The organism is Stenotrophomonas sp. STEN056, assembly GCF_056759635.1.
In genome coordinates, this window is the sequence record NZ_JBRRDL010000004.1 from 190841 (window position 1) to 205705 (window position 14865).

The following is a 14865-nucleotide window of genomic DNA, read 5'->3' on the forward strand; positions in this document are numbered from 1 at the left end:
GTCATGAACATCCATCGCTGCGGTGTGCTGGTGCTTGCGCTGATGCTCGCGCTGCCGGTGTACGCCGCCGGACAGGAAGGCCGCCCGGGCAAGGGACTGAGCGAGATCCCGGACCCGGAACTGAACCTGATGCGCGGGCGTTACACCGTGGGCGGCAATGCGGTGGCCTGGTTCGGGGTCACCATGATTTCCACCTGGCAGGCCGCCAACGGCCAGAGCCTGCAGGGGGCGCTGACCCTGGGCATGGACTTCAGCAAGGGCAACACGCCCAAGGTCACGTTCACGCCGAGTGTCAGCATCACCGCGGCCAATGCGCCGTTGCCCGATGTGAGTGGTCGCAGCATCGACGGCAGTGGCCTGAACAATGTCTCCGGGTTGAGCCAGAGCGTGCAGATTGCCGGTGATGGCAACCGCGCCAGCAACGTTCTGCATCTGAACGTGCGCAACGACGGAGTGATTCCGGGGCAGGGCAATGGTGGCGGCGCGGGCAGTTCTTCGACGCAGGTCGGGGATGCCAGCGCGGTGGCCAGTTTCGACGGCAATGCCGCGCAGCTGCAGCTGCGCATCGAAGGGCAGGGGGCCGTGCAGCAATGGCTGCGCAGCGGCAGTGTCGGGCAAAGCATCCAGCTGATGGCCGACGGCCAACAGGTGGGCAATCGCCTGCAGATCGATCTGGTGCGGCAATCGCTGGCAGGCAACCTGCCGCTGAACCAGAACGTGGCGCAGGCCATCACGCTCAATCGGGGGATTGGCGGGGTGGGTGGTCTATAGGGCGGCTGTGCAGCGCACGGGCCGGCAGGCACAACGTAGAGGATGACGACAATGAATCGACTGGCGATGGCGGCGCTGGTGAGTCTGGCTGTGGTTTCGCCCAAGGTGGCGGCACAGGAGGCGAAAGCCGGCAGTACCGACGAAGAAGATGTAAGGGCATTGGTCGCGCAGTTGGAGGCGCTCAAGGCCAGCTATGCGCAGGAAGTGAGGCGGCTGCGCGAACTGGACATGCAGGTGCAGGCCATCCAGGCGCGGGTCACTGGCAAGACCGCACAGCCGCTGCCGCCGGCAACGCCACAGGCGGTGGCTGCACAGGCCGCGGCAGACGCCGCAGCGGGCAGTACGCCTGCAGCATCACCTGCACCGCCCACGGGCGAGGGCTATGCCAGCAGCGCCGACGAGGCGCGGCAGGCCAAGGAGGCGGCACGGCGCAGCGTGGATGATGTGAAACAGCAGCAGTCGGCACTGTTCAACCGCCGCCTGACCCTGGAAAACAGCATCAGCTATGCGCGCTACGACCGTAAGCAGCTCACCCTCAATGGCTTCCTGGCACTGGATGCGATCTTCCTGGGCAACATCGCCATCGAGAACGTGGAATCGGATTCGCTGACCTACAACTTTGCCGCGCGCTGGGGCTTGAACCCGCGCCTGACCTTGAACCTGGACGTGCCCTATATCGCCCGCAAGACCATCTACCAGAAGGGCGGCGCCGGCGGCTCGGCGGCAGCGATCGCGCAGGAAGAGACCACCGGCACCGGCATCGGCGACATCACCGCCACCGCCAACTACAAGCTGTTCGGCGAGCGTGGCTGGCGGCCGGAAACCGTATTGAGTGGCGGCGTCACCGCGCCCACCGGGCGCGAGCCGTATGGCATGGACTGGAAGGTGATCGAGCGCGACGACGATGACTTCATCCGTTTCGCCGTGCCGGCCGAACAACCCACCGGCAACGGCGTGTGGCAGGCCAACATCGGGCTGTCGGCGGTGAAGACGGCCGATCCGGCGATCCTGTTCGCGAACGTGGGCTACATCCACTCGTTCAAGCGCAGCTTCGACGACATCGACTCCAACCCGGACACCATCAACCCCGGCGAAGTGAAGCTGGGTGATTCGTTCTACTTCGGCGCCGGCGTGGCGTTCGCCTTCAACGAGCGCACCAGCCTGAGCATCTCCTTCAGCGACAAGCTCAGTGCACGCGCATCCACCCGCTACAAGGATGGCAAGTGGATGAAGGTGATCGGCAGTGACGCCAACGCCGGTACGCTCAACCTGGGCGTGACCTACGCGCTGACCTCGAAGGCGACTTTCGTGAGCATGCTCGGTATTGGCCTGACCCCGGACGCGCCGGATTTCAGCCTGGCGTTCAAGGTGCCTTACATGTTGTAGGGATTGGCGAGTTGGGATTCGGGATTGGGAATAGGAATCTGCGACGCGCCAGGCGGTTGTCTTTTTCCTCTCCCCTTGCGGGGGAGCGCAGGTGGCTTGCGATCCATCGGATCGCACCTGCGTGAACGCTTCGCGCACTGCGCGAAGCTTGGGCGCGGAGCGGGATGCCGCAGGCAGGAGAGAGGGAGGCGGCGCAGCCGCGTTCTCGTTTCAGCTACTGAATCCCCACTCCCCAATCTCCAATCTTCAACTCAGCGCAACGTCTCCAGCTCCAGCCGGTGCTTGCGGCACAACCGATAGATCGTCACCCGCGAGACCTTCATCAATCGCGCACAGGCGCTGACGTTGTAGCGGCTCTGCTGCAGGTAGGAGAGCAGGGCCTCCCGCTCGGCATGGGTGCGGACATGCTCCAACTGGTTGCTGCTGCCCGGGCCCGACAACTCCAGGTCGGCACAACTGATCAATTCGCCCTCGGCGGTGATCGCTGCACGCTGCACCCGGTTCAACAGTTCGCGCACGTTGCCTGGCCAGGGAAACCGCGCCATCGCCTGGCGGGCGTCGCTGCTGTAGCCGCGTGCACGGATGCGGTGGCGGTGGCGGAAGTCGGCCAGAAAATGCCGTGCCAGCAGGTCGATGTCGCCATCGCGCCGGCGCAGCGGTGGCATCGACAGGCGCAGGACATTGAGCCGGTAATACAGGTCACGGCGGAAACGGCCCTGTTCCACCGCATGCTCCAGGTCCACATGGGTGGCGGCAAGGATGCGCACGTCAACATGCAGCGGCTGGTTGCTGCCGACCCGCTCGATGGTGCCCTCCTGCAGCACCCGCAGCAGGCTGGTCTGTGCGTCCAGCGGCAGGTCGCCCACCTCATCAAGGAACACCGTGCCGGTGTGTGCCGTTTCAAACAGGCCCTGCCGGCGCGCGATTGCGCCAGTGAAGGCGCCGCGCTCATGGCCAAACAGTTCAGACTGCACCAGTGTCGAAGGGATGGCGCCGCAGTTGATGGCCTGGAACGGCTTGCCCTGCCGGGAGGAAAGGCGGTGCAGGGCATGGGCGGCCACTTCCTTGCCGGTTCCTGTTTCGCCGGTGATCAATACCGGCAGGTCGACGGGCGCGAACTTGCGCAAGGTGGCGCGCATGGCCAGCATCACATCGCTTTCGCCCAGCAGCGTATCCAGTACGTCATCGTGGGCCAGTGCCGCCGGTGCCTCGTCCACTGCCTGCAACTGGCGAAGCAGCTCGCGGATATCTGGTGGGTGCGGAAATTGTTGCCTGCAGGCGGCAAGCAGGGGGTGCGGCGGGGCTTGCGCGCTTCCTTCGCCGGTGGCGGGCGTAAGGGCAAACAGCGGCATGTGCCGGTGCTCGGCGATGAGCCGGCTGATGCGCTCCAGTTCGCCGTCCGAGCTGGCCCGGAAATCAATCAGGCCAACCACCGTGTCGCCCCCACGCATGCCGATGTCGGCAGGTTGCTGGGGAAGAACCGCGCGTACCTGCCAGCCGTCGGCAGCCAGCATCACTTTTTCGCGTGCATCCGGTTTTCCGAACCAGATGACGCAACGTTTGCTCGAATCAGGTGCAGCGGCCATGCGTGGTCACCTTTTCGTTCGGCCGTCACCATATACCCGCGATTCAGATGGGTGCAATCACATCTGTTGTGTGAATTGGCGCACGTTTTGATATGTGCCAATTCAGATTCATTAACCCGGATTGGTTTGTCACGCCAATGAAAAAGCCGCCACCCAAGGGTGACGGCTTTTGGCACTGCATGTATGCGGGTTTACAGCGGGACGCGGCGTGCCTGCATGAACTTGTCGCCCCAGTAACCGCTGAGCAGGGTGTCGGTACGGACATCCTTGCCGGTGCTGGGTGCATGCAGGAACCGGCCTTCGCCGACATAAATGCCAACATGGTCAACGCGGCCGCGGCGGCCGAAGAACACCAGGTCACCGGCTGCCAGCGAGGCGCGGTCGCGGATCAGTTCGGCGCTGGCCTGGCTGGCCATTTCGCGGGATACGCGCGGCAGCTCGATGCCCAGCGCGGTGCGGAACACATAACCCACCAGGCCGCTGCAGTCGAAACCGGCGTCCGGCGAGGTGCCGCCCCAGCGATACGGCGTGCCGAGCAGGGTCATGGCACGGCGCAGAACCGACTGCACCTTGCCATCGGTGTCGTTGGCGAGTGCGGCTTCGGTGGCGGCGGAGACGCCCTTGGAGGCGTCATAGGCGGAAATCAGGCGGCTGAGGTCACCGGCGAACATTGCCGAGCGGTCCATCAGCGGAATCGTGTCACTGGCGGCGAGGTGCGGCAGCAGTGCGGCCAGTGTGGCGGTCGCGGCGGCGTCGGCCTTGCTGCGCTGTGCCTCGGCACGGGCAGGTGCCGGCTTGGCGGCGGGTTCAACCTCCGCAGCGCTCTGGGCCAAGGCCGGGAGACTGGCAAGGGCCAGTGCAACGGCGCACAGCAGGCGGCGGATGGCGGGGGAAACGGTCTTGGGCTGGCCCGGGTAGGACGTGTTGTCAGTCGTCACGCGGCAGTCACGGAAAAATTCGATGGGCGATCATGCCCTGTGAAACGTGGGCATAGGTACAAATTTCGTTAAACATTCGTTAGTTCCAGTGACTGAATTCACGGATTACCGCAAAACACGCTTGGCGCCGGTGTAATGGTTGCGCCAGTAAGGGCCGTCCAGGTAATCCAGCCTGACGGTTCCGCCGGTGCTTGGGGCGTGCACGAAACGGCCTTCCCCGACGTAGATTCCGACGTGCCAGACGTTGCCTTTGTCGCCGAAAAACACCAGATCGCCGGCGGTCAGGCGGTCGGGGGCGATCTTCGGCCCCTGGATGGCGGCTAGCTCCCGCGAGGTGCGCGGCAGGTTCAGCGCCAGCATGTCCCGGTACACGTAGGTCACCAGGCCACTGCAGTCAAAACCGGATTCGGGTGTGTTGCCGCCGTAACGATAGGGCGTGCCGACCAGCCCCAGCGCCCGCATCAGCACCGAGGCGGCAGCGGCCGGGTCGGACGGGGCCACCGGCGAATAGGTCTGGCCAGTCGCTGGCGCGGGCTTGCTGGGGCTGTGCCCACAAGCAGCCAGGGCGGCGGTTGTCAGGAGCGTGGCGGTCAGCTGCCACGTGCGGGAGCGGAAAACTGGCGTGATGTGCATGGAGCCCGGATAATGCGCCACCTCAGAAGGCCGTCATCATGGCGGCGTCCCCGGCGGCCGGCAAGGCCGTCCCAACGTCTGCCCCGGGCAGTCATCAGAACAGAGTCAGGCATGAAGATCGAAAAAGACCGCGTTGTCCGTTTCCATTACACCGTTTCCGAAGTCGGCCAGGAGCCGATCGAAAGCTCCAAGGACCGTGATCCGCTGGCGATCCTGATCGGCCACGGCAACATCATTCCGGGCCTGGAAGCGGCCATGATGGACAAGGAAGCCGGCGAGAGCTTCGGCGTGGACGTGAAGTCCGCCGATGCCTACGGTGAGCGCCGCGAGGGCCTGACCCAGCGCGTGCCGAAGAAGCACTTCGGCAACACCCGCCTGGTGCCGGGCAACCAGGTCATCCTGCAGACCAACTTCGGCCCGCGCGCCGTCACCGTCGAGAAGGTCGGCATGACCGTGGTCGATGTTGACCTGAACCACCCGATGGCCGGCAAGGACCTGCATTTCGACGTGGAAATCGTTGAAGTGCGCGAAGCCAGCGAAGAAGAAGTGCAGCACGGTCACGTGCACGGCGACGGCGGTCACCAGCACTGATCCACCGCACCGGCAACGATGCAATCAACGGCCCGCCCTGTGCGGGCCGTTTTTTTTGGGGCGATGGGAGACGGCCGCGATGTTCGGCGTGCAGCTGTGGTCACATCCGTCGGCGGCGTACGTCCAACATGCTCTAATCGCCCCTCGAACGCCAAAAGGAAGCCGGCCTTGTCCCACGTTGCATTCCAGCCAACCCCGTCGAACGAGCGTATTGCAACCCTGGACGTCCTGCGCGGACTGGCGCTGCTGGGCATCTTGCTGATGAACATCGAGGCGTTCGCCGGCCCGCTGGATCTGTCCTTCACCGGCATCGACGTGCACTGGCTGGGGCTGGACCGCTGGGCTGATGCGTTCGTCTACATCTTCGTGCAAGGCAAGTTTTTCACGCTGTTCTCGTTGCTGTTCGGCGCGGGCTTTGCGGTGATGTTGCAGCGTGCCGAAGCAGCCGGTCGCGATTTCACCCGTTTCTATCTGCGTCGCAGCCTGGGCCTGCTGGTGATCGGCGTGCTGCATGTGCTGCTGTTGTGGTCCGGCGACATCCTTGTGTCCTACGCCTTGCTGTCCTTCGTGCTGCTGGCCTTCCGCGAGGCGCCGCGCAGTTGGTTGCCGGCGCTGGGTACGGTGGCCTACCTGGGGGCGACGGCGTTCGTCGTGCTGCTTGGCGCGGTGATGTCATTGCTGCCCGCCGACCAGCTTTCCAAGCTCTCCGATACGGCGTTGGCTTCGATCGAAGCCCAGCGGCAGGCGTACGGGCATGGCAGCTATGGTGCGGCGGTAGTGCAGCGGCTGCGGGACTTCGGCACGGCACTGGGCGCGCTGATGATCGTGGGGCCGCAGGTGCTGGGCATGTTCCTGATCGGGGCATGGTTTGTACGCAGCGGGGCGATCACCCGGCCGCAGGAACATCCCCGCTTGTTTGCCTGCCTGCGCTGGGGCGCGTTGCCGGCAGGTCTGGCATTGATGCTGTTCAGCGCGTGGGCGTTGCCCTATGTGGCACCCGGTCGCTTTGACCTGCGCTCCACCGGCACCTTTGCACTGAACGCCGTGGCGGGGCTGTTGATGTGCCTGGGTTACCTGGCGTGGGGCGTGCGCTGGAGTGGCCTGCTGCAATGGCTGGCACCGGCCGGGCGCATGGCACTGAGCAACTACCTGGCGCAGTCGCTGATCTGCACGCTGGTGTTCTATGGCTACGGCCTGGGTTGGTTCGAGCAGATGGGGCGCGCGTGGCAACTGGTGTTCGCCATCGCCTTGTTTGCTGTGCAGGTGCTGCTCAGTCATTGCTGGTTGCGTTACTTCCGCTTCGGCCCGGTGGAGTGGTTGTGGCGCGGGTTTACATACTTGCAACTGCCACCATTGCGCCGCCAGCCGGGAGGCTGAGGCATAGAATTGGCGGGTGAAATTCCCCCTGGACGATGTGCTGATCATTGGTGCTGGTGCCACCGGCCTGGCGACGGCGTTGGCGCTTTCCCACGCCGGGCGCCAGGTGCGCGTGCTCGATGCTGGCGGCCTCGGCGCTGCGACCTCGTACGGCAACTGCGGCACCATTACGCCCAGCCACGCAGCGCCGCTGGCGGCGCCGGGCGTGCCCATGCGCGCGCTGCGATGGATGCTGTCACCGCAGGCGCCGCTGTATATCCCGCCGCGCGTTGATCCTGCGCTGTGGCGCTGGCTGGTGCGCTTTGCCGCGCGTTGCAACCCGCAGGATTGGCTGCACAGCGCGCAAGGCCGCGCCGCGTTGTTGAACGACTCGCGGCAGCGCCTGGCCGAGTGGGTTCGCGAGCATCAGCTGGATTGCGAATTCGCGGAAAAGGGCCTGGATTATGTTTTCCGCGATCAAGCCAACTTTGCGCAGCATGTGGCCGAATGCGAGGCGCTGCAAGAGTTGGGTATCGCCGCGCGGGTGATCGATGGCGCCGAGTATCTGCGTCATGAGCCTGCGTTCAATGACGGTATCGTCGGTGCGATTCACTTCCCCGGCGACGCCAGCCTGCGGCCGGACCGCTACACCGCCGAGCTCGGCCGCGTGCTGCGCGCGCGGGGCGTGCAGATTGAAGAGCACTGCGCGCTGCTGTCGTTCGATCCGCAAACGCAGGGCGTACGCGTGCAGACCTCCAGGGGCGAGCGCCGCGCGAGCGAACTCGTCCTGGCTACCGGCGCGTGGTCGCCGGCTCTGGTGCGCTGCATTGGCCTGCGCATGCCGATCCAGCCGGGCAAGGGTTACTCCATCACCGGCAGCCTGCCGGCACACGTGCCGAGGCGTCCGGTGGTGTTGAAGGACCGCTCGGTGTTCGTCATCGCCTGGGAGGGGCAGCTGCGTCTTGGCGGGACGATGGAATTCTCCGGCCACGACAATCGCTTGAACCCGACCCGCCTGCAGGCGCTGCAGCAGGCTGCACATCAATACCTGCGACAACCACTGGGCGAAACGGTGCATGAGCATTGGTGCGGTTGGCGGCCGATGACCTGGGATGACATGCCGATCCTCGGGCGTTCGCCCCGTCACGCTCACGTCTGGTTAGCGGCCGGACATGGCATGCTCGGCATCAGCATGAGCAGCGGGAGTGGCCAACTGATGGCTGATTTGATTACCGGGCGGACACCTGCCATTGATCCCACGCCGTATCGCGCGGAGCGTTTCCAATGAGTGCAGGCAATTACGATGTGGTGGTGATGGGTGGCGGTTCGGGTGGTTTGGCCGCCGCATTCCGCGCCGCCGGGCATGGCGCCAAGGTGGCGATGCTGGAGCCGGCGCCGCTGGGTGGTACCTGCGTCAACGTGGGCTGTGTTCCCAAGAAAGCCATGTGGTTGGCGGCGGACCTGGCCGAGCGGATTGGCCTGGCTTCAGCGATGGGTTTCGATGTGCCGGCCGCTCCGGCGCTGGACTGGGCACAGTTGGTGGAACGGCGGCAGCGTTACATCACCAACATCCATGCCAGCTACCAGAAGCGTCTGGATGAAACCGGCGTGGCCCGCATCAGCCGTCGTGGCCGTTTGTTGGACGCACACACGGTGGAGTGCGACGACGGCACCCGCCTGCGTGCCGAACACATTGTCATTGCCACCGGCGCGCATCCGGTGAAGCCGGAACTGCCAGGTACGGAACTGGGCGGCGTGTCCGACGACTTCTTCGCGCTGCAGGCGCGCCCGGAACGCGTGGCGATCATCGGCGGCGGCTACATCGCCGTTGAACTGGCCGGCGTGCTGCGCGCGCTCGGCAGTGAGGTGGCGTTGCTGGTGCGCGGTCAACGCCTGCTTGGGCACTTCGATGCTGAAGTGTCCGACCAGTTGGCCGAAAACCTCCGGGTGCAGGGCGTCGAGCTGCATTTCGGTTGTGCGGTGACGGCGTTGGAGCGCCAGCACGGCCGGGTGCGCGCACTGTTGCGTAATGGCCCGGAAAAGGCGGTCTTCGACAACGTGTTGTTTGCCACCGGCCGCGCGCCGAACACACGCGGGCTCGGCCTGGAACAGGCCGGCGTGGCGTTGGACGAAAAGGGCGCCATCGCCGTGGATGAGCGCCAGAACACCTCGGTGCCGGGCATCTACGCCGTCGGTGATGTCACCGGCCGGGTAACGCTGACGCCGGTTGCCATTGCCGCGGCCCGCCGCTTGATGGACCGCCTGTATGGCGGCCAGCCGGATGCCAGGCTGGACTACGACAACGTGCCCAGCGTGGTGTTTGCGCACCCGCCCTTTGGCACGGTGGGCTTGAGCGAGGAAGACGCACGCAGGCGCTTTGACAAAGTGACCACGTATCACAGCCGCTTCCGGCCGATGCTGCAGGCGCTGGGCGGTGGTGAAGTGCGCAGCGTGTTCAAGATGGTCTGCGCGGGCGAGGACGAGAAAGTCGTGGGCATCCACCTGCTGGGCGAGGGTGCCGATGAAATCCTGCAGGGGTTCGCCGTGGCGGTGAAGGCCGGTGTCACCCGCAGGCAGATGGAGGACACGGTGGCCATCCATCCCACCTCGGCCGAAGAAGTGGTGTTGATGCGCTAAGCGCATGAGTGAGGGGCTGTGAAGCTGTGGAGCCGCAGGCAACAGCACCCCTCCTCAATCCTCCCCTGCGCTGCGCGCAAGGGAGGAGGCGAATGGTGCAGTCGCACGCAGTGCTTCGGTCCTTCGCAAACAATGCTGCGGCTCTTTGCAGGAAGTGCAACGCGATGCTGCAGTCCGCATTGCCGCTGCTGTTACCCCCTCCCTTTCGCGTAGCAAAGGGGAGGGCGGGGGAGGGGTGCTTTCAGCTTCAACCTCAACCTCCCATCCTCCATCTTTCAGCGCCAAGCTCTTTCGCTTGCGCCGCTTCCGTAATCACCTCCCGACACATCCTTGATAATGGGCGGCCCCCGCATGCCCACTGTCGATGACCGCTTCAACGCAACCGGCCACCACGCCACTTCCCACCCGTTCCCGGCGCCTGCTGATCAATGGCCTGCTGTTGGCGGGCATGGGGGCCATCGCCGCCTCCGGCAAGGCGGTGATTGTCAAACTGGCCTATCGCCACGGCGCCGATGCCACCGCCCTGCTGGCGCTGCGGATGATGGTTGCGTTCCCGTTTTTCATTGCGATGGGCATCTGGGCGGCAAAACGTTCCGCGCCGCTGTCGCGCGGTGACCTGTGGCGGGTCGCCGTGCTGGGTTTCAGCGGCTATTACCTGTCCAGCTATCTCGATTTCCTCGGCCTGCAATACATCACCGCGACGCTGGAACGGTTGATTCTCTACCTCAGCCCCACCCTGGTGGTGTTGATCGCACTGGTGGTGCTCAAGCAACGGCCCACGCGCATGCAGGTGCTGGCGTTGCTGGTGAGTTATCTCGGTGTGCTACTGGCATTCGGGCACGACATCCAGCTCGATGGCCACCGTACCTTGATCGGCTCGGCGCTGGTGTTCGCCAGTGCGCTCAGTTACGCGGTGTATCTGTTCGGCAGCGGCCAGGCGGTGGCGCGCATCGGCGCAGTGCGTCTGACCGCCTACGCCAGCATGGTGGCCTGCGTGCTGTGCATCGGCCAGTACCTGCTGTTCCAGCCGGTCAGTGCGCTGTGGACGTATGCGCCGCCGGTGTATTGGTTGTCGCTGCTCAACGGTACGGTCTGCACGGTATTGCCGGTGCTGGCGATCATGGTGGGCGTCAAGCGCATTGGCTCGTCGCTGGCGGCGCAGGTAAGTATGCTGGGGCCGGTTTCCACCATTGTGCTGAGCGTATGGCTGCTCGACGAACCGATGGGCCCGTGGCAGAGCGCCGGCACCGTACTGGTGCTGGCGGGCGTGCTGCTGGTCGGCAGCGGGATAGCGCGGAAGCGGTGAACGAAGCCGCCGACCCGGCCGCGGGCCATGCCCGCATCCTGGACACCATCCGCGCCATCCCGCGCGGGCAGGTGATGGGCTATGGCGAGGTGGCCGCCAAGGCGGGCTTGCCGGGCCGCGCACGGCTGGTGGCGCGGCTGCTGGGTGGCAACGAGGATCCAGAACTGCCCTGGCATCGGGTGCTGCGTTCGGATGGGCGCATCGCCATGCCGGAAGGCTCGCGCGGCTGGCGCGAGCAGAGCCAGCGGCTGCGTGCCGAGGGCGTGGTAGTGGAGAACGGCCGGGTGAAGCGCGTCAAACCGGCAGGCACGCTGGACGAGGCGATCTGGGGGCCGGGCTGACTGCTGCGGCTATCATGGGCGCCAGTTCCCCCGGATGCCGCCATGTTCCCGCGCTTGCCCAAGATCACCCAGACACTGCTGATCGCCAACGTTGCCCTGTTCCTGCTGCAGCAGTTGCCGCAGACCGCAGGGGTATTCACGCAACTGATGCTGTGGCCACTGGGCTCGCAGCAGGCCTTCCTGGATTCACCGGGCTTTGAGCCCTGGCAGTTGCTGACCTACGGTTTCCTGCACGGTGGCTTTGGCCATTTGTTCTTCAACATGCTGGCGCTTTTCATGTTCGGCGCGCCGTTGGAGATGACCTGGGGCGAGAAGCGGTTCCTCACCTATTACATGGTCTGTGTGATTGGTGCCGGCCTCTGCCAGTTGGTGGTGGCGGCGCTGTTTGGTGAGTTCAACCCGGTGCTGGGCGCATCGGGCGGCGTGTTCGGCCTGCTGCTGGCCTACGGCATGTTGTTCCCGAACCAGCGCGTGATGCTGCTGTTCCCGCCGATCCCGATGAAGGCGCGGACCTTCGTGATCGTGTTCGGTGCCATTGAGTTGCTGCTGGGTTTCACCGGCTGGCAGCCGGGCGTGGCCCACTTCGCACACCTGGGCGGCATGTTGTTTGGCTGGTTGCTGATCCGTTACTGGCGCGGGCAACCGCCGTTCAACAACAAGCGCGGCCCGCATCTGCGCCGGGTGAAATAGCAGATGACTGTAGTGCCGAGCCATGCTCGGCAGAGGCATCACAGGTAAAGCTTCAGCCGAGCATGGCTCGGCGCTACAACGTTCAAAAAAAAAGGCGCGGAATTCCGCGCCTTTTTGCTTTCTTCAATTTCGCATCAACGCCAGATCTTGATCTGCTCGGCGTCGGTGCGCTGCATCGGCTGGCCCGGCTTGCACGTGAAAGCCGCGCCAAAGGCCGGCAGGTTGGCCAGCGGGGCATTGGCGCGCCAACGGCCCGGTGCACGGACGTCCGAGGCCAAGCGCTGCAGGGCGTCGTTCGGCGACACCTGCTGGGCCCACAGCGCAGTCCAGCCCTTGAAGAACGACTGCTGGTCGGCCGCGCTGGCGTTGGCCTGGGTTGCGCTGAAGGCTTCCCAGGCGATCTCCACGCCGGAGATGTCGGCCATGTTTTCGTCGCGTGTCAGTTCGCCGTTGACCTTGGCATCCTTCACGCCCGGGAACGCATAGCCGCTGTACTGCGCGGCCACGCGGTTGCCCAGCAGGGACCAGGCGCTCTTGTCGGCCGGGGTCCACCAGCTGCGCAGTTCGCCCTTGGCGTCGATCATGGCGCCCTTGGCATCGATGGCGCGGCTGATTTCATGGGCGACCATGCCGCCGAAAGCGCCGAATTTTTCGGCGCTGCTGGCCGATTCGGCGAAAATCGGGCCCTGCAGGGCGGCGGCGGTGACGATCAGGCGGTTCTGTGCGATGTCATAGGCAATGGCCGGCTGCTGCGGCAGCACGTCCCAGCGGCGGTCGGCGTTGCCCTTGCCGATGCGCTTCATCTCCTGGGCGTGGCGCCAGGTGGAGGCGATCAGCATGTTGCCGCCAAAGCTGCCACGGCCCATCGGCTGCACGGTGTAGTCCAAGTCGCGCAGGGGGGTGCCGATCTCGATCTTCATCGCACCCAGCTTGGCCTCTGCTTCGGCCTGGGCTTCGGCGCTCAGCCAAGTGCTGCGCTTGACCGCGGCAATCTGTGCCTCGCGGACCTGGTCAACCATGATGCCGGCCTGGCGGCGCACGTCGCGGCTGATGTAGGCGTTGGCGTATTCGTGGCCGAGCATCGGGCCGGCCGCCACGTTGATGGCGTCGAGCACGGCGTCGTTGCGTGTCGGTGCAATGACCAGGCCACGCAGCACGCGGCCGCGGAACTCAAACTCGGCGTCGCGGTAGGCCTTGGACAGGTAAGGCGCCATCGAGTCGCCGACGCGCCAGCGCAGGTAGGCCTTCCACTGCGCCGCGGGCAGGCGCGTAACCATGGTGTTGAGCTGCTGGAACAGCGCCGGATCGGCCATCGAGACCAGGTCGTCATTGACGCCCTGTGCCTTGAGGAAGGCGTCCAGCTGCAGGTTGCGGTAGCGGCCCAGGTCCTTGGTGGCGACCGGCGCATAGTTGTTGAACGGGTTGTTGATGTCGGCCACCGAGTGCGCGCTGCGGGCAAGTTCGGTTTCCAGCTGGATGACCAGTGCCGATTCGGCATCGAGCTTGTCGGCCGGGGTGCCGGTGAGGGCCAGAATCTGCTTCACATAGCCGCGGTAGCGGCTCATCAGCGCGACGGTGTCGGCGTCGGTGCGGGTGTAGAACGCCGGGTCCGGCAAGCCCATGCCGCCCTGCATGAAGTAGCCGATGTGGCGGTCCAGCGCTTTCAGGTCCACGTCCGGGGCGAAGTTGAACGCCACCGGGATGCCCACCTGGTGTAGTGCGGCGATCGAAGCCGGGATGTCCTTGGCCTTCTTGATCGCGTCGATGCGGGTCAACAACGGGGCGATGGGCTTGGAGCCATCGGCTTCGACGGCGGCTTCATCCAGGCCGCTGGCCCAGAAATCACCCAGCAGCTTCTGCACGTTGCCCTGCGGGTTGGTCATCGCGCGGTCCAGCAGCTGACGCTGCTGGTCGCGGGTGTTGCTGGCCAACTGCCCCAGGGCGGTGACTGCGCCGGTCTGCGGCACCGGGTTGGCCTTGAGCCAGTTGGCGTTGGTCAACTCGTAGAAATCGGTGCAGGCCGGGCTTACCGCCGGTGCGCGCGCGGCCCGCTTGCGGGCGGCGTCGGCATCTGCCGTGGACAGGACGGTCACCAGGCCGAAAGCCAGGGCGAGGGTAAGCGGGCGAAGGGTAGGCATGTGGCGCATATCCGCAGGAGGACAAAGTGGGCGGAGTTTAACAAGCTGATGCGCGCTTGCGCCGGGCTTGGTCATGGTTTTGCGGATTGGCCCGGGTAGGAGCGACCTTGGTCGCGAAGCAGAGAAGGCCAGCGGATCCGGGCACCTGCGATTGCGGCCCGGCGGCATGCGCGTTTTACGTCCGTCGGCTTCGCGGCCGGGCCCGCTGCTGCGGGAGGTCTTTTCCGGTACGGCGGCCGCATGCATCGGATTCGCGACTTATACCGTTGCCTGTAGGAGCGACCTTGGTCGCGAAGCGCTGAATACAAACAGGTGCGGTGGACTGGACGTGATTGCGGTCATGGGCGGGTGTTTCAGGTCTATGAGTTTCGCGGCCGAGGCCGCTTGTGTCTGCCACCGGAGTAGGTTTGCAGGTGAGAGCGGAGTGCGGCAGCCCGTTATGCCGCGGTGCGCACAAGCACGTGTAGGAGTTGGGGCGCCGCACTCCAAACT

Annotated in this window: 13 protein-coding genes; 9 read left to right on the plus strand and 4 right to left on the minus strand. The window is 65.3% G+C overall.

Annotated features, from left to right (window positions below; translation table 11 throughout):
• Positions 1 to 3: 3 nt before the first annotated feature.
• The gene (locus tag ACVOLO_RS04150; RefSeq protein WP_481569014.1) at positions 4 to 771 is read left to right on the plus strand and encodes a hypothetical protein; all 768 of its coding nucleotides are present in this window, start codon (positions 4 to 6) and stop codon (positions 769 to 771) included.
• A gap of 42 nt (positions 772 to 813) precedes the next feature.
• Positions 814 to 2157 (plus strand): transporter, encoded by a 1344-nt coding sequence (locus ACVOLO_RS04155; RefSeq protein ID WP_481569015.1) that lies wholly within the window; start codon positions 814 to 816, stop codon positions 2155 to 2157.
• Positions 2158 to 2408: 251 nt separating this feature from the next.
• On the opposite strand, the gene ACVOLO_RS04160 is transcribed toward ACVOLO_RS04155, so the two are convergent.
• From ACVOLO_RS04160 to ACVOLO_RS04170, 3 genes are all read right to left on the minus strand, one after another.
• A complete protein-coding gene (locus tag ACVOLO_RS04160; RefSeq protein WP_481569016.1) occupies positions 2409 to 3743 on the minus strand; it encodes a sigma-54 interaction domain-containing protein in 1335 nt (444 codons plus the stop codon).
• 191 nt (positions 3744 to 3934) lie between these two features.
• Positions 3935 to 4681: a C40 family peptidase gene (locus tag ACVOLO_RS04165; RefSeq protein ID WP_481569017.1), complete on the minus strand. Its 747-nt coding sequence runs from the start codon at positions 4679 to 4681 to the stop codon at positions 3935 to 3937.
• Positions 4682 to 4786: 105 nt separating this feature from the next.
• Positions 4787 to 5314, minus strand: coding sequence for a C40 family peptidase (locus ACVOLO_RS04170; RefSeq protein WP_481569018.1), 528 nt, complete (start codon positions 5312 to 5314; stop codon positions 4787 to 4789).
• 111 nt (positions 5315 to 5425) lie between these two features.
• On the opposite strand from ACVOLO_RS04170, the gene ACVOLO_RS04175 reads away from it, so the two are divergent.
• The 7 genes from ACVOLO_RS04175 to ACVOLO_RS04205 all read left to right on the plus strand — a co-directional run bounded on the left by ACVOLO_RS04175 (position 5426) and on the right by ACVOLO_RS04205 (position 12235).
• A complete protein-coding gene (locus tag ACVOLO_RS04175; protein WP_481569019.1) occupies positions 5426 to 5905 on the plus strand; it encodes an FKBP-type peptidyl-prolyl cis-trans isomerase in 480 nt (159 codons plus the stop codon).
• Between the two features lie 168 nt (positions 5906 to 6073).
• Positions 6074 to 7282 (plus strand): DUF418 domain-containing protein, encoded by a 1209-nt coding sequence (locus tag ACVOLO_RS04180; protein ID WP_481569020.1) that lies wholly within the window; start codon positions 6074 to 6076, stop codon positions 7280 to 7282.
• Between the two features lie 16 nt (positions 7283 to 7298).
• Complete coding sequence (locus ACVOLO_RS04185) at positions 7299 to 8549, plus strand: NAD(P)/FAD-dependent oxidoreductase (RefSeq protein WP_481569021.1); 1251 nt, start codon at positions 7299 to 7301, stop codon at positions 8547 to 8549.
• Entirely contained in the window at positions 8546 to 9898 is a 1353-nt protein-coding gene (gorA, locus tag ACVOLO_RS04190) for a glutathione-disulfide reductase (RefSeq protein ID WP_481569022.1), read from the plus strand. Before ACVOLO_RS04185 ends, gorA begins: the two co-directional genes overlap by 4 nt.
• Positions 9899 to 10262: 364 nt before the next feature.
• The gene (locus ACVOLO_RS04195; RefSeq protein ID WP_481569023.1) at positions 10263 to 11204 is read left to right on the plus strand and encodes a DMT family transporter; all 942 of its coding nucleotides are present in this window, start codon (positions 10263 to 10265) and stop codon (positions 11202 to 11204) included.
• Positions 11201 to 11545, plus strand: a complete 345-nt coding sequence (locus ACVOLO_RS04200; RefSeq protein WP_481569024.1) for an MGMT family protein — start codon at positions 11201 to 11203, stop codon at positions 11543 to 11545. Before ACVOLO_RS04195 ends, ACVOLO_RS04200 begins: the two co-directional genes overlap by 4 nt.
• 42 nt (positions 11546 to 11587) lie before the next feature.
• Entirely contained in the window at positions 11588 to 12235 is a 648-nt protein-coding gene (locus ACVOLO_RS04205; protein WP_481569025.1) for a rhomboid family intramembrane serine protease, read from the plus strand.
• 134 nt (positions 12236 to 12369) lie between these two features.
• On the opposite strand, the gene ACVOLO_RS04210 is transcribed toward ACVOLO_RS04205, so the two are convergent.
• Positions 12370 to 14373: a M13-type metalloendopeptidase gene (locus ACVOLO_RS04210; protein WP_481569026.1), complete on the minus strand. Its 2004-nt coding sequence runs from the start codon at positions 14371 to 14373 to the stop codon at positions 12370 to 12372.
• Positions 14374 to 14865 lie beyond the last annotated feature (492 nt).

What these genes read in the sequence shown, in the direction of transcription:
- ACVOLO_RS04155 (WP_481569015.1), top strand. Translation starts at nt 814, where the DNA reads ATGACGACAATGAATCGACTGGCGATGGCGGCGCTGGTGAGTCTGGCT.
- ACVOLO_RS04210 (WP_481569026.1), bottom strand. Translation starts at nt 14,373, where the DNA reads ATGCCTACCCTTCGCCCGCTTACCCTCGCCCTGGCTTTCGGCCTGGTG.
- gorA (WP_481569022.1), top strand. Translation starts at nt 8,546, where the DNA reads ATGAGTGCAGGCAATTACGATGTGGTGGTGATGGGTGGCGGTTCGGGT.
- ACVOLO_RS04160 (WP_481569016.1), bottom strand. Translation starts at nt 3,743, where the DNA reads ATGGCCGCTGCACCTGATTCGAGCAAACGTTGCGTCATCTGGTTCGGA.
- ACVOLO_RS04170 (WP_481569018.1), bottom strand. Translation starts at nt 5,314, where the DNA reads ATGCACATCACGCCAGTTTTCCGCTCCCGCACGTGGCAGCTGACCGCC.
- ACVOLO_RS04150 (WP_481569014.1), top strand. Translation starts at nt 4, where the DNA reads ATGAACATCCATCGCTGCGGTGTGCTGGTGCTTGCGCTGATGCTCGCG.
- ACVOLO_RS04195 (WP_481569023.1), top strand. Translation starts at nt 10,263, where the DNA reads ATGACCGCTTCAACGCAACCGGCCACCACGCCACTTCCCACCCGTTCC.
- ACVOLO_RS04205 (WP_481569025.1), top strand. Translation starts at nt 11,588, where the DNA reads ATGTTCCCGCGCTTGCCCAAGATCACCCAGACACTGCTGATCGCCAAC.
- ACVOLO_RS04175 (WP_481569019.1), top strand. Translation starts at nt 5,426, where the DNA reads ATGAAGATCGAAAAAGACCGCGTTGTCCGTTTCCATTACACCGTTTCC.